At 62.8% G+C, this 13,600-nt stretch carries 12 protein-coding genes and 2 pseudogenes; 7 read left to right on the top strand and 7 right to left on the bottom strand.

Annotated features, from left to right (window positions below; all coding sequences use genetic code 11):
* Window positions 1-55 precede the first annotated feature (55 nt).
* The gene (locus B0G83_RS01645; RefSeq protein WP_105505689.1) at window positions 56-1,720 is read left to right on the top strand and encodes an MFS transporter; all 1,665 of its coding nucleotides are present in this window, start codon (window positions 56-58) and stop codon (window positions 1,718-1,720) included.
* 27 nt (window positions 1,721-1,747) lie between these two features.
* Here the strand turns inward: B0G83_RS01645 and B0G83_RS01640 are convergent, their stop codons facing one another.
* Entirely contained in the window at window positions 1,748-2,419 is a 672-nt protein-coding gene (locus B0G83_RS01640; protein ID WP_105505688.1) for an RNA polymerase factor sigma-70, read from the bottom strand.
* Between the two features lie 258 nt (window positions 2,420-2,677).
* Here B0G83_RS01640 and B0G83_RS01635 point away from each other — a divergent pair, with 258 nt between their 5' ends.
* Window positions 2,678-2,986 (top strand): putative quinol monooxygenase, encoded by a 309-nt coding sequence (locus B0G83_RS01635; protein WP_105505687.1) that lies wholly within the window; start codon window positions 2,678-2,680, stop codon window positions 2,984-2,986.
* Window positions 2,983-4,146 (top strand): iron-containing alcohol dehydrogenase, encoded by a 1,164-nt coding sequence (locus tag B0G83_RS01630; protein WP_105505686.1) that lies wholly within the window; start codon window positions 2,983-2,985, stop codon window positions 4,144-4,146. Before B0G83_RS01635 ends, B0G83_RS01630 begins: the two co-directional genes overlap by 4 nt.
* A gap of 391 nt (window positions 4,147-4,537) precedes the next feature.
* Here B0G83_RS01630 and B0G83_RS39530 read toward each other — a convergent pair.
* Both B0G83_RS39530 and B0G83_RS39525 read right to left on the bottom strand, forming a co-directional pair.
* Window positions 4,538-5,017, bottom strand: a pseudogene (locus tag B0G83_RS39530) (hypothetical protein); the annotation flags it as partial.
* A gap of 42 nt (window positions 5,018-5,059) precedes the next feature.
* Window positions 5,060-5,710, bottom strand: a pseudogene (locus B0G83_RS39525) (hypothetical protein); the annotation flags it as partial.
* Here B0G83_RS39525 and B0G83_RS01625 point away from each other — a divergent pair.
* Both B0G83_RS01625 and B0G83_RS01620 read left to right on the top strand, forming a co-directional pair.
* Window positions 5,622-6,734 (top strand): collagen-like triple helix repeat-containing protein, encoded by a 1,113-nt coding sequence (locus B0G83_RS01625; RefSeq protein ID WP_308701373.1) that lies wholly within the window; start codon window positions 5,622-5,624, stop codon window positions 6,732-6,734. The pseudogene B0G83_RS39525 and the gene B0G83_RS01625 sit on opposite strands and share 89 nt — an antisense overlap.
* An 80-nt stretch (window positions 6,735-6,814) precedes the next feature.
* Entirely contained in the window at window positions 6,815-8,083 is a 1,269-nt protein-coding gene (locus B0G83_RS01620) for an isoprenylcysteine carboxylmethyltransferase family protein (protein WP_105505684.1), read from the top strand.
* A 66-nt stretch (window positions 8,084-8,149) separates the two neighbouring features.
* On the opposite strand, the gene B0G83_RS01615 is transcribed toward B0G83_RS01620, so the two are convergent.
* The gene (locus tag B0G83_RS01615; protein WP_105505683.1) at window positions 8,150-9,040 is read right to left on the bottom strand and encodes an EAL domain-containing protein; all 891 of its coding nucleotides are present in this window, start codon (window positions 9,038-9,040) and stop codon (window positions 8,150-8,152) included.
* Between the two features lie 434 nt (window positions 9,041-9,474).
* Here B0G83_RS01615 and B0G83_RS39520 point away from each other — a divergent pair, with 434 nt between their 5' ends.
* Window positions 9,475-9,753, top strand: coding sequence for a transposase (locus B0G83_RS39520; RefSeq protein ID WP_081936286.1), 279 nt, complete (start codon window positions 9,475-9,477; stop codon window positions 9,751-9,753).
* Between the two features lie 351 nt (window positions 9,754-10,104).
* Window positions 10,105-10,425, top strand: a complete 321-nt coding sequence (locus B0G83_RS01605) for a DUF4148 domain-containing protein (protein ID WP_105505682.1) — start codon at window positions 10,105-10,107, stop codon at window positions 10,423-10,425.
* 181 nt (window positions 10,426-10,606) lie between these two features.
* Here B0G83_RS01605 and B0G83_RS01600 read toward each other — a convergent pair whose 3' ends face one another.
* From B0G83_RS01600 to B0G83_RS01590, 3 genes are all read right to left on the bottom strand, one after another.
* Entirely contained in the window at window positions 10,607-10,855 is a 249-nt protein-coding gene (locus tag B0G83_RS01600) for a hypothetical protein (protein WP_105505681.1), read from the bottom strand.
* Between the two features lie 95 nt (window positions 10,856-10,950).
* Window positions 10,951-12,123, bottom strand: coding sequence for an acyltransferase (locus tag B0G83_RS01595; protein ID WP_105505680.1), 1,173 nt, complete (start codon window positions 12,121-12,123; stop codon window positions 10,951-10,953).
* Between the two features lie 182 nt (window positions 12,124-12,305).
* Window positions 12,306-13,352 carry a phytoene/squalene synthase family protein gene (locus B0G83_RS01590; RefSeq protein ID WP_105505679.1) on the bottom strand — a complete coding sequence of 349 codons (1,047 nt, stop codon included), beginning with the start codon at window positions 13,350-13,352 and terminating at the stop codon, window positions 12,306-12,308.
* Window positions 13,353-13,600: the final 248 nt, after the last annotated feature.

Genomic DNA, 13,600 nt, shown 5'->3' with positions numbered 1-13,600 from the left:
CCTATATTACCGATTCCACGGTGGCCACGCCCGCCGACTATCGAGGTGAAATTTCATGTCCACACATTCCAACGCGCCGCCACGACCCGACGAACCAACGCTCGAATCTGGCGAATTCGCCGAACCCGCCGCCGTGCGGTCCCTCGGCTTTTTTTCGGTCCGCAAGAACACGCTGGCGCTCGGCGCGGTTTGTCTTGCGTCGCTGATGTTCGGCCTGGAAATCTCCAGCGTGCCGGTGATCCTGCCGACGCTCGAACGGGTACTGCACGGCGACTTCAAAGGCATGCAGTGGATCATGAATGCCTACACGCTCGCCGTCACGACCGTGCTGATGGCGACCGGCACGTTGGCGGACCGCTTCGGACGGCGCCGGATTTTCGTCGTCGGCATCGCGCTGTTTGGCGTCACCTCGCTGATCTGCGGACTCGCGGAAAGCGTGCCGACGTTGATCGTCGCGCGTCTGCTGCAAGGCGCGAGCGGCGGCGCCATGCTGATCTGTCAGGTGGCCGTGCTGTCGCATCAGTTCAGCGACGGTCCCGAGCGCGCTCGCGCATTCAGCGCGTGGGGCATCATCTTCGGCATCGGGCTCGGCTTCGGGCCGATCATCGGCGGCATGATCGTGGCGGTGTCGAGTTGGCAATGGGTCTTCTGGGTGCACGCGGTGCTCGCCGTCGTTACGTTGATGCTAGTGTTCGGCGGCGTGCGGGAATCGCGCGATCCGCACGCGCATACGCTCGATGTCGCCGGCATCGTCACGCTGTCGCTCGCGGTGTTCGGTCTGGTGTACTTCATCACGCAGGTGTCGGAGCTCGGACTCACGAGTCCGCGCGCGATCTTCGTTCTCGCGGCGACGGCGCTCGCCTTCGTGGCGTTTCTTTGCGCGGAGCGCTTCAGCGCGCGGCCCATGTTCGACTTTTCGGTGTTCCGGATCCCGCGGTTTTCCGGCGCGCTGATGGGCTCGGCGGGCATGAACTTCAGCTTCTGGCCGTTCATGATCTACCTGCCGATCTACTTCCAGATCGGTCTCGGCTACGACAGCGTGAGCGCCGGTCTGGCATTGCTCGCCTATACGCTGCCCACGCTGCTGTTTCCGCCGCTCGGCGAGCGCCTTGCGTTGCGCTACGGTTCGGGTATTGCAATCCCGGCGGGTCTGCTGACTATCGGCGTCGGCTTCATGCTGATGAAACTCGGCAGCGGCGTCGCGCATCCTGGCGTGTGGACCCTGTTGCCAGGCTGCGTGCTGGCCGGCGCGGGCCTCGGCCTCACCAATACCCCCGTCACCAACACGACGACCGCCGCGGTCCCGCCCGAGCGCGCGGGGATGGCGTCCGGCATCGACATGAGCGCGCGCATGATTACGCTCGCGATCAACATCGCGTTGATGGGTGCGATCCTGGTGAGCGGCATTCTGTTCGAACTGAAAACGCGGCTGCCCGGCGCGCTCGATATGGCGTCGCTTGGCAGCCTCGCGGAAAAAATCGCAGCGGGCAATGTCGATGCGGTCAGAGCCGGTATCCCGGGATTGGCGCGAACCGACCCGGCCGGCGGCATCGTGCATGACGCGTTGATGCAGGGGTTCGGCTGGGTGATGTTGTATGGGGGCGTCGGCGTGGCGATACTCGCCGTGCTGAGTTTTGTGATCTCGGGAAGCGCGTCGAGGAAGTTGGGCCGTGACGAGAAGTGCCCCGCACGACGAAGCGCTCGGTGCGACTCGTGTTAGGACAGGTGAAGTTCGCGTGACGCGTTTCTAGCGCCGACGCCCGCGCCCGCTGCAAAACGCGGGACCGGTCACGCCGCGATTGCAGGCGTCGAGACTGTCGGCGCAATGTCGTTCGGCGTCACGCACCATGAGGTGAACCCGTGTCTGCGAGACATCGAGTGCGCGGGCCGTGTTCTGCAGCGTTTCCTCGTGCAGGCGCACCATTTCGAATGCCGTGCGGCTACGCGGCGGCAATTGTTCTAGCGCGTTATAGACGTGCCGCAGCGTGTCGCGCACGAGCAGTGTCGCTTCGGGCGAGGGCTCGGGCGACGCCACGTGCCGACCATCGTCGTGGTCGGCGTGATAACTCTCTTCCAGACTCTGGCGACGAAAGGCGTCGATCGACGCATTGCGCACCATACGGGTCACGTAAGCCAGCGGCTGGCGCACGGCGCCCTGATCGCGGAAGTCGATGAGCTTGATGAAGACGTCATGCACCACGTCTTCGGCAACACACGCGCAGCCCACGACACCGAGCGCGAGATCGACGAGCATCGGCCGGTGGTCGATCAGTACGTCGAGCAGCGCGCCCTTCTCCCAATCGACCGGGCGGTTGCGGTTACGCGTGCGCTGCGGCCCCGACGGACAAGCGACGCCGGCGCTTCCCGCCGACAAAGGTATCGCTGTCGAAGACTCCCGCCTGACGAGCACCTCAGCCATACATTCGCTCCGCTTTCTAAAAGGAAGGGCGCCAATTTATCGCAAACGCGAATGATTCTCAATATACATTTTGAATGCGCTTCAAGGTGCGATCGTTCGCCGCAGGGCCGAGTCGAGGTTCGTCGCGATGCGCGACGGCGGCCCCGTCGCGTCGAGCCTCGTGAGCAAAACGATCCGAATCTGGTAAAACGGATGCGTATGCCCAAGCTCGCGCCGCGCCCGGCGCGCGTTGACCTACCACCTTGCTGGAGTCGTTCGATGGCCCATGCTTATCTGCAGGTGATCGCCCATTATTTCGCCAGACCCGGCAACGGCGATGCGCTGATCGCGCCGCTGACGGAACTCGCCGCAGCCACCCGCGCCGAGCCCAAAAATCTCTACTACGAATTTTTCCGCTCGCCGCTGAATCCGGACCACTTCGTGATCCTGGAGCAGTACAGCGACGCCGATGGTCTCGCTATCCATCGCGAAACCGAACACTTTCAGCGCCTTGGCTTCGGCACCATCATTCCGCTGCTCGATCGGCGCGAGGTGTCGAGTCACATGGTGCCAGGAGACACGGCATGACGAACGCCTTCCGTTTTCAAACCGTGCCGACGCTCGTCGTCGAGTACGGTGCGGCGCGCCGCCTCGGCGCTTTGTTGCGCGCGCAATTTCCTGCGCTGACGCGCGTGTGCGTGGTGACGGACGGGTTTCTTCACGCGAGCGGGTTGCTGGATCCGGCGCTGGCCGATCTCGCCGCGCACGGCTGGGACGCCACCGTGATCCACGACGTGATCGCCGATCCACCCGAACACATCGTGCTCGAAGCGACGTCGCGGGCCCGGATGGCCGGCGCCGAACTCGTGCTGGGGCTCGGCGGTGGATCGTCGATGGACGTGGCGAAACTGATCGCCGTGCTGGCGCCGCAACGGCAGCAGGAGCTCAGCGAGATGTACGGCGTCAACAAGGTCACCGCGTCGCGCCTGCCGCTCGTTCAGATGCCGACGACCGCAGGCACCGGATCGGAGGTCACCGCCGTGTCGATCGTGACGGTCGGCGAGGCGAAAAAAATGGGCGTGGTCGCGCCGCAACTGATCGCGGATCTGGCGATTCTCGACGCGGAACTCACGCTCGGGCTGCCCGTCGCGGCGACGGCGGCCACCGGTGTCGATGCGATGGTGCATGCCATCGAGGCATACACGTCCGCGCATCTGAAGAATCCGGTTTCCGATCTGCTCGCGGTAAAAGCGCTGGATCTGCTGTCGCGTAATCTGCTGCCCGCCTGCGAGGACGGCCACAACCGACAGGCCCGCGAGGCGATGCTGCTGGGTGCGACCTTCGCGGGTCAGGCGTTCGCCAACGCGCCGGTCGCCGCGGTGCATGCGCTGGCTTATCCGATTGGCGGTATTTATCACGTGCCGCATGGGCTTTCGAATGCGCTCGTGTTGCCGCACGTGTTGCGCTTCAATGCCGCGGCTGCGGCGCCGCTGTATGCGGAGCTTGCCGATGTCGTCGTGCCCGGCGTGACGGGTAGTGACGAGAGCAAAACTCAGGCGCTGATCCAGCGGCTCGAACAGATGATCGCGGCGACTGCGATTCCGGCGCGACTGCGCGACGTCGGCATCGAGATCAGCGGGTTGGAGCGGATGGCGAGCGATGCGATGTTGCAGACGCGGCTGCTGGTGAACAACCCGCGGCCGGTCAGCGAGGCCGATGCGCTGGCGATTTATGCGGCTGCGTTTTAAGCGGGTGGTTGCGGCGTGGTTGACGGTGCGGCGATGGAGCTACTCGGTTGACGGCCAGGTGGTGTGAGTCCGCTTCGGTCGTTTGGGTGGCTTCGCTCCGTTACGGCGGCTCGGGACGTTACGTAGCACGCATCGGAACATGGCCTTGCCAACAAGGGTGAAATTGCGTTTTTGTCGAAGTAAATTCTGATTTTTGGTGGCACTGACGATCATTTTTTATTGAATTCGACCGATCGAGCCATAAGCCACAATTGGCGTGCAACTTGCATTGATGACTCCACCATTAGTAGCTCAACGGGGACATCATGCGCAAATTCGCCGGTCGGACAGCCATCGCTGTCGCGACGTCAACATTACTCGCCCTCTATGGTTGTGGATCGACGATTAGCCCCGGCGGTACTAGCGGGCTAGGCGGCGGTGGGTTGGGGGGGACTTCAGGAAGTGGGACTTCCGGAGGCGGGACTTCGGGGACGTCAGGGGGGAGCTCGGGTACTTCGGGTACTTCGGGTACTTCGGGTACTTCGGGTACTTCGGGTACTTCGGGTACTTCGGGTACTTCGGGTACTTCGGGTACTTCGGGTACTTCGGGTACTTCGGGTACTTCGGGTACTTCGGGTACTTCGGGCACTTCGGGTACTTCGGGTACTTCGGGCACCTCGGGTACTTCGGGCACCTCGGGTACTTCGGGCACCTCGGGTACTTCGGGTACTTCGGGCACTTCGGGCACCTCGGGTACTTCGGGCACCTCGGGTACTTCGGGCACCTCGGGCACCTCGGGTACTTCGGGTACTTCGGGTACTTCGGGCACTTCGGGCACTTCGGGCACTTCGGGCACTTCGGGCACTTCGGGCACTTCGGGCACCTCAGGCACCTCAGGCACCTCAGGCACCTCAGGCACTTCGGGTACTTCGGGCACTTCGGGCACTTCGGGCACTTCGGGCACTTCGGGCACCTCGGGTACATCGGGCACCTCGGGTACATCGGGCACTTCGGGTACATCAGGCACATCGGGTACTTCGGGCACCTCGGGCACCTCGGGCACCTCGGGCACCTCGGGTACTTCGGGCACCTCGGGTACTTCCGGCACCTCGGGTACTTCCGGCACCTCGGGTACTTCCGGCACCTCGGGTACTTCCGGCACTTCGGGTACTTCGGGTACTTCCGGCACCTCGGGTACTTCCGGCACCTCGGGTACTTCCGGCACCTCGGGTACTTCCGGCACCTCGGGTACTTCCGGCACCTCGGGTACTTCGGGTACTTCGGGTACTTCGGGTACTTCGGGTACTTCGGGTACTTCGGGCACCTCGGGTACTTCCGGCACCTCGGGTACTTCGGGTACTTCGGGTACTTCGGGTACTTCGGGTACTTCGGGTACTTCGGGTACTTCGGGTACTTCGGGCACCTCGGGCACCTCGGGCACCTCCTCCACCCCGCTCGGCAACATCATCACCCAAGGCGGCAACCTGATCACCGCCGTGGGCACGACCGTCGCCGATACAGGCAGCAAGGTCACCGGCACATCGATCCCCGGTGTCGACAGCGGAACCACAACCAATCTCGGCAACGCCCTCACCGATCTCGGCAACGGCGTGAAGGTGCTCGGCAACGGCACAGCCGCAGGTCTCGGCACGGTAGGCAGCGCCGCCAATCCGCTCGGCCCGACGCTCACCTCTACCTCCGGCGTGGTCTCCAACACCGGCGCTGCGGTGACCGCGGTCGGCGGCGTGGTGTCGAGTCTCGGCAGCGGTCCACTGTCGCCGCTCGCTCCGGTGACGTCCGCGCTTGGCGGCGTCGTCGGCGATGTGGGCAAAGGCGTCACATCCGTCGGCTCGGGATTGAACACCGCGCTTTCCAGCGCGCCCGTTCAGCAACTCGAGACGCAACTCAGCTCCGCGATCAATCCGATCACGCTGACCGTCTCGAACACGACGCAGACGCTCGGCAACGCCACCGGTCTCGGCTCTCCGCTCAACAACCTGCTCAGCACGCTAGGCAACGGACTCGACGCAGCCGGCATCAAGGTGTCGGGCGCGACTGGCGATCAGGTCGGGAAGGACATCGGCGGCGTAGTGAGCCAACTGGGCAAAACCGTCACGAGCACGGGCGGCCTGTTCACCGGCGCGACCACCAATCCGCTCGCACCGATCACGGGTCTGCTCGGGCCGCTCGGTGGACTCGGCGGTGCGGGCGGTGGATCGATCTCGATTCCGCCGTTGACGGGGTTGATCGGCAACCTGGGATCACTTGGCGGTGTCGGCGGTTCAGGCGGCGCGGGCGGTGCCGGCGGTCTGTTGGCGCCGATCACGGGTCTGCTCGGCAAGGTCGGATCGCTCGGCGGCAGTGCCGGCGCGGGTGGTCCGCTCACGCCGGTCGTTAGCCTCGTCGGCTCGTTGACGGTCAGCGTGACGGGCGGCGTCAGCGCGTCGCAAGGCGGTGCCGCTACCAATCCCGTGACGGGACTGCTCGGCGGCCTCACAGGCGGTTCGGCCAGCGGTTCGGGCGGCAGCGGTTCGGCCAGCAAGAACCCGCTTGCGCCAGTGACCAACCTGGTCGGCGGATTGCTCGGCGGCGTCGCGGCAGGCAAGTAGATCACCGCTTAAGGCGTGGCGGCCGGGCCTCAAAAAACCAACAACCCGGCCGCCCTTGTTGTCATGACTACGAGGATGACATGAACTCAACCTTCGATACCGTAGCGCACGTCCGCGACACCCGGCCGCAAACCGCGACGCCCTTCTCCGTCGGCCTGCTAGGCATCGCCGCCGGCCTGGGCACGCTCTGGCTCCTGCGCGACAGCACCGCGCTCGACGGCGCGGCTCGCAGCACCGTCGCCTGTCTGGCGATCATCGCGACCATTGCCACCTACGAACTGTTCGTCGCCCGCGTCTATCTACGCCCGAGCGCCGGCCTGACGAGCCGAGCGGTGCGGCCGCTGAGTCTCGCGCGAGTGACGGCGCGTCTGGCCGCGCTCACCTCGGTCTACGCGGGCATCGGCATGCTCTACTGGCTGCTGCCCGAATATCACGGCGCGTTCTACAACCCGTTCTGGTCGCTGATCCGCACACTCGCGCCGTATGTTGTCGTCGTCGCGCCGTTTTACTTCGCGTGGATGGACCGCCATCAGCGCGATACCGACGACGCTTATCTGCTGTGGGCGCGTCTGTTGTTTCGCGGCGAGCGTCCGGCGAATTGGCGCCCGGTGCGCGAAATGCTGGCCGGCTGGATGGTGAAGGCATTCTTCCTGCCGCTGATGATCGTCTACCTGTCCACCAACGCGGACAACCTCAACGCATCGCTGACGATCGCGCTGAACGCGCCCTTCTCGCTGGCGACATTCCGCTTTATGTACGACCTGTCGTTCGCGATGGATCTGATGTTCGGCACGGTGGGCTACCTGTGCACGCTGCGCATACTCGACAGTCACGTGCGCAGCGCGGAACCGACCGCGCTCGGCTGGCTCGTCGCATTGATCTGCTATCAGCCGTTCTGGTCGCTGATCTCGAACCAGTACCTCCATTACGAAGGCTCGATGTTCTGGGACAACTGGCTCATTTCAGTGCCGGTACTGCGAGTGATCTGGGGCACCGTCATCATTGCGTTGCTGACGTGCTACGCGCTCGCCACGATCTCATTCGGCTTGCGGTTTTCGAACCTGACCAACCGCGGCATCGTGACATCCGGGCCTTACCGGTTCACCAAACATCCTGCCTACATTGCGAAGAATCTGTCGTACTGGATGGTCGCGGTGCCGTTCATCGAACCGTTGGGCTGGCGGGTCGCGCTTACGCATTGCTTCGCGCTCGCAGCGGTCAACATGCTGTATTTCCTGCGCGCGAAGACCGAAGAGCGACACCTGATGAACGATCCCGACTACCGGGCTTACGCCGAATGGATCGCCAGGAATGGATTGTTCGCGAGACTGTCCCGTGCGTTCCACTAGGAACGGGATATCGGCACGCAGCGCGACGCACCGCGAACGCCGGTCGATATCGACCGGCGCACTATTTCACAACCGTCGCGTTAGCACACTGGCCAAACCCGCTTGCGGCCGCGAGAACAGCGACCCTTGCAACAAGGCTTGCGGCCAGCGCTTCAACCACTGCAGTTGCGCGTCGGTATCGACGCCGTTCACGACCACCTGTACGTCGAGTGCATGGAGCAGATCCATCAGCGCGGTCATCACCACGTTCGCGCGTGAATCGCGCGGCACGGTGGCCATCAAATCGCGTGCAAGGGTAATGGTGTCGACGTCGAGCGTACCGAGCAGCGCCAACGACGACGCGCCGTTGCCCCACTTGCCCAGCGAAATGCCGGCGCCCGCGTCGCGCAGACCGGCGGTCAGCGTGCGCAACGACAGGAGTTTTGCGGCCTCGGCGCTATCGGCCACTTCGATATCGAGCAGATGCGCGGGCACGTCATATAACGCCGCGACACGCACGAGATCTTCCGCGAACGAACCGAGTATCGCCACTTGTGCGGGCACCGTGATCGCAACCGGCCTCAGCGGCAGCCGCGCGGCGAGACAGTCGCGCAATTCACGGCATACGCCGTCCACCACGAAGCGCGCCATGTCTAGCGCGAGCTGCGGATGGTCGAGCGGCATCATGAAGATGCCCGGAAGCAGCAAACCGTAATCGGGATGTGTCCAACGCACCTGCGCTTCGAGACGCGCCGGCGTGCCGCTCGTGGCACTCGCGACACCCGGCGCACGATAAGCCCCCTGATACACGAGATGAAACTCGCCCGCGCGGAGTCCATCGCGAACGCGGCTTTCGAGTTCACTCAGACCCGACGACGCATCACGCGAATCGTCCGCGTCGTTCTGCGCAGCACACGCAGCACGCGCGATCAATGTAGTTGCAGGTGAGAAGGGTTGGAGGTAGTCGAGCGTGTGCATGGCGGATACGAAATTGATTGAACCTCGCTAACGTACGCACAGCTTATGCCAAGCGCCATCACAACAGTGGTATGAAACACGGGTGGTAGCGCGAAATCACGGAGGGCAATGCTTCACGGCCGCGATATAAAACCTCGCCATGCGCCTCTCCCACTTCGAAAACGTGCGTTCTGGTTCGCTTGTTACGTAGCGTCACGCATCGCGTTACGCGAACCCGCCCATCACAATGGTTGCGCGAGACGACAGTGATAAATCGCCTGCAGTCAGTGAAACAGCACGCCGTGCAACATCACGGAAAGGAGTGAAAGCAGAAACGTTTTCATTGCGATATATCAGCGCAAGATCGTTTGACCGAGCCAAAAAGATTAACTAGTATCGGTTTCAGCGCAGCATGCGACGACCGCGACTCCTCCACATAGTCATTCAGGCAGCCGATGCTACACATCCCTCTCTCCGACGCCGATTGGGCTCGCGTCCAGAGTCTGTTTCCCGAACTTCCCTCTGCGCGCGGGCGGCCCCGCCGTAGCGATCGGGAAATTCTCAATGCCATACTCTGGCTACATCAGCATAAGGAAAAATGGCACAGGCTTCCCGCCACTTTTCCTCCTCAACAGACCTGCTATCTCCGGTATATGACGTGGCGAAAATCGGGCGTGCTGGAGCAGGTTTACGAACGTCTTCCCGTTTGCGATCCGGAGCTTTCCATGTCGTGAATCAGGCGGAAGATTGATTCGGATAACGTAGTTGATTAATGCCTGAAATTTATCGCAATCCATCCGCCGCCCTGTCATGGCGAAGACAGCCTGACGCTCTGAGTGTCGCCGAACAATAACGTCTCGGCGCCTGATCTCCCCGCTGCTAAACGAAGTTCTTCGAGACCGCACCTCTCGGATGCGGCCCCGCTCGTCACCTGCGGGAGTGCCGGGAATTTGTCTCAGATTTCACAACAAACATTACCTATTTTGGTGATTACTCTGCCCAGATCGCAAAACTACAATGTAATCACTGACTACGAACAACAACGTTCGTAGCGCTACAAAGACCCGAACTGGAGGTAGTTCATCATGAAATGGCTCATTCAAGCTGTTGTTATCGCCGCTGCGCTGGCTGCTCCCGTTGCTTCGTTTGCCCAATCCAACCAGCCCGTGACTCGCGCCCAGGTGCGCTCGGAATTGATTCAACTCGAACAGGCCGGTTATCAACCGGGTCGCGCCGACCCGTATTACCCGGCTGACATTCAAGCCGCCCAGGCTCGCGTCGCCGAACAGAACGGCACCGCGCAGGCCGCGCAATCGGGTTACGGTGGTGTGGTAAGCGGCTCGTCGCAAGGCGGCCATCCGGTGGCGTTGGATAACGGTCCGAAGTCGACTTACTTCGGCCACTAAGCCCAACACCCAGCGCGCCGTTCAGACGCGCGACGACTCAAACGAACTGGCCCGCGACCGAGTTTCCCCGATCGCGGGCCAGTTGTGTATTCGGTACCTCCGTCATCGGGCTCCCGATGACTTCGCCTGGATCCATGCGGTCTGGGCGCTTTTTCTCCGCGCCCGTTATGTCACACGCCGGTCATTCGCGCGCGATCAGATCGCCCACCTGACCACGGCCGGTGACGAGACAGCTCGACAGGAAATTTTCGCCCTGGCTGCTGGCCCCGACGTCGCCGAAGCCTTTTTTCATTGCGTTGGCTTTGACCATCGCCGCGCCTTGATGGCACGTAATGGTGCCGATCTCTCCGGCTTGCGCGCGCATCAACGCCCTATCCGCCATCAGATAGCCCAGCAGCAACACCACGGCAATGTAGAACGCTTGTCTCATGGGTTCGTCTCCTCTTTGGAAGAGACTAACGCGAACCATGGACGCACGGTCCTAGGGGTTTCCCGATTGATGGGGTTTCAATGACCCAGATTAAATCAACCGATGCCGCCGTGCGATGAACTATGCGGCGCGGGTGAATCAGGTCTAATCCCTAGAAAACGCAGTTGCCGGAGACCGCGTTGCACGCGCCGCGTGTTCTGCTCGAATAGCAGATAAACCGCATACGCGTACGCATAACAGAGCGCCAGCATGCCCGCGAACACGAGCGCGCCGTGTCCGTCGAATGGAATGCGTCGCCCGACAACCACCGCGGCGACAAACAGAATGAACGAGAAGTGCGTCAGATACAGCGAATACGAGAACCCTGAAAAACGAATCGCAATGCGCGATAACAGCGCGGGCCGCAATCTCACGTTTTCCCAGAGTATGCAGCGCAGAAACACGAAACACGGTACGCCGACGATCCAGTCGTTGGCGAGCAGGAATAGACGCGAGCACACCAGCGCGGCGAGCAGCACCGAGCCGCTGGCGAGCGTGAACCACGGCCACCCGGTTCGCGCGCTACGCGCCGGAAAGCGCTGCTCCAGCACCACGAGCAACACGCCGAGCAGCCACAAACCGAAACCGCTCAGCAGCGACGGAAACGCGATCATCGTGCCCACCCCGAACGCCACGGCGGCCCATGCTCGAATGTCCCGGCGCCGCCGCAACAGGACGAAGCAGGCGGGAAACCACAGGTAGTACCAGAATTCGTTGGCGAGGCTCCATAACGGTCCATTGGATCCATAAGTGCCGCATGCGAGAGTTTGCAGAAACACGAGATTGCACGCGAACGTCGCCTGCCCGAGATGCGACGCGACGTTGATCTGCTGATCGAACGTGCCCTCGGTGCCGAGATAAAACGGCCCGCCTGCGAGCGCGATGCCCATGCGATCCCAAAACAGCGTCAGCAGCAGCGCGGGGATCAACACGACCCAGAGTCGCGACAGTCGCTCGGTGAGATAGCGCGGCCAGCTCCACGTCCCCGCAGCGGTCTGCCGCAGCACGGAACCGCCGACAAAGTAGCCGCTCAGCAGAAAGAACACGATCACCGCGGTGTGGCCGTAGTTGCTGACGAAATAGAAAGCCTTGGCCGCCAGGCCGATGCCGGCATTCGCGCGGTAATCGGCAAACATCAGATTGCGCAGATGACTGACGCACACCGTGCCTGCCGCCAGGGCGCGAATCAGGTCGAGCGTGTCGCAATGAGGTTTGCCGGAGGGCGCCATATGAGCCGGAAGCGGACGAAAGGTTGTCCGCCAAACTAAGGCTCATGGGCTTTTGATTCAGTACGTTCGCCCACACTGAACGTGAAGCGTGGGCCGTCGATGCAGGCGGACGCCGTTCATGTCATCCGCGTGCATTTCGCATCGACGCCCTACAGAGGTGCTATAGAGGCGCTACCAACGCTCTACAAACGCGCTTCGATCTGCGCGATGCGTGTTTCGATCGCGTTGCGCACCAGACCGTTCGACGGCACCATCAACAGCGAAGAGCCGATGATCTGATACACCCGGTTGCGCCGTACTTTGGACACGTTCTGCGGATCGAGCCACACGTCGTTATCCACTAGCAGCAACAGCGTCTCCAGTCCGATCAGAATCGGCCACAGACACGCGAGCCGCAAACGCACGGAAAACGCGGGAATCGCCAGCGTGTAGTCGAGCGCTTCGCGGAAATGCTCGAGCGACTTGCGCAGCAACTCGACCAGCAGCGGCTTCGCGCGCGCGGAATTGGCCGGCAGCAGCAGGTCGTGTGGGCTTAGGCCGTGTCGATCCAGCAGCGTCTGCGGCAGATAGCAACGGCCGATCCGCAAATCCTTGCCGCAATCGCGCAGCACGTTGGTCAACTGCAGCGCCTTGCCGAAACGCACGCCGCGGCGCTCCATGGTGTCGGGCGCCTCTTTCAGGGTGCCCGGCATATGCGCGTATGTCATCGTGGTCCAGAATTCGCCGACGCAGCCCGCCACCAGATACGTGTAGCGATCGAGGTCGTCGTAGTCGCGCAGCGCCGCGAGTTGGCCGGAGCGTTCGTCGGGGAAGGTGCGCAGATCGAATTCCATGCCCTCGGTGAGCGTCGAGACGATCCCACGCACGGCCTTACGATCGGACTCGCTCAATTGCGACAACACGTCGAGCGCGGGGCTCAGCGATTCGAGCAGGACTTTTTCATCCGACTGGGTCTGCTGACCCGCGACCTCGGCGGCCATGCGATGGAACAGCGTGCCGTCGACCGGCGTGCCGTTCACCTGGGCACGCAGCGATAGCAGCAGTGCGAGGCGTTGTTCGGGCGAGATCAGCGAGGTGTCCGCGATCGTATCGGCGGCGCGCGCCAGCAGGTACGCGAGGCCGATCGGATCGCGCATGCCGGTGGGCAGCACGCGGAGCGTGAGATAGAAGGAGCGTGAAACGCCTTTCAGCAACGGACCAAGAAGAAAGGCCCGGGTCGGATTCGACATGGATGGGATCAGGTCAGGATTGGCAACGAGCGAGCAAAAGCCGGTAAAAAAACGGCCGCTGCGGGATTGTATACGGCGCGCCGCCAGCGCCGCGCCGTGTCCCGCCCCACCTGCCGTTCGCCAACCGCGTCGGGGCCGGATAGAATCCCCACCATCCAACGCCGACGCGCGCCAGCGCCGCCTATCAGCAGGAACGCGGATTGCTATCAAGCTAGGTTCGAGCAACGGCCGCGTCACGCAATAGCCGT

This window comes from Paraburkholderia sp. BL21I4N1 (genome assembly GCF_002973525.1).
GTDB lineage: Bacteria > Pseudomonadota > Gammaproteobacteria > Burkholderiales > Burkholderiaceae > Paraburkholderia.
Note: the sequence above shows the minus strand (reverse complement) of the source record. Positions and strands in the feature narration are given on the sequence as shown.

Excerpts from the sequence above, each read along its gene's own strand:
- B0G83_RS01645 (WP_105505689.1), top strand. The coding sequence starts at position 56 with ATGTCCACACATTCCAACGCGCCGCCACGACCCGACGAACCAACGCTC.
- B0G83_RS01640 (WP_105505688.1), bottom strand. The coding sequence starts at position 2,419 with ATGGCTGAGGTGCTCGTCAGGCGGGAGTCTTCGACAGCGATACCTTTG.
- B0G83_RS01635 (WP_105505687.1), top strand. The coding sequence starts at position 2,678 with ATGGCCCATGCTTATCTGCAGGTGATCGCCCATTATTTCGCCAGACCC.
- B0G83_RS01630 (WP_105505686.1), top strand. The coding sequence starts at position 2,983 with ATGACGAACGCCTTCCGTTTTCAAACCGTGCCGACGCTCGTCGTCGAG.
- B0G83_RS01620 (WP_105505684.1), top strand. The coding sequence starts at position 6,815 with ATGAACTCAACCTTCGATACCGTAGCGCACGTCCGCGACACCCGGCCG.
- B0G83_RS01615 (WP_105505683.1), bottom strand. The coding sequence starts at position 9,040 with ATGCACACGCTCGACTACCTCCAACCCTTCTCACCTGCAACTACATTG.
- B0G83_RS39520 (WP_081936286.1), top strand. The coding sequence starts at position 9,475 with ATGCTACACATCCCTCTCTCCGACGCCGATTGGGCTCGCGTCCAGAGT.
- B0G83_RS01605 (WP_105505682.1), top strand. The coding sequence starts at position 10,105 with ATGAAATGGCTCATTCAAGCTGTTGTTATCGCCGCTGCGCTGGCTGCT.
- B0G83_RS01600 (WP_105505681.1), bottom strand. The coding sequence starts at position 10,855 with ATGAGACAAGCGTTCTACATTGCCGTGGTGTTGCTGCTGGGCTATCTG.
- B0G83_RS01595 (WP_105505680.1), bottom strand. The coding sequence starts at position 12,123 with ATGGCGCCCTCCGGCAAACCTCATTGCGACACGCTCGACCTGATTCGC.
- B0G83_RS01590 (WP_105505679.1), bottom strand. The coding sequence starts at position 13,352 with ATGTCGAATCCGACCCGGGCCTTTCTTCTTGGTCCGTTGCTGAAAGGC.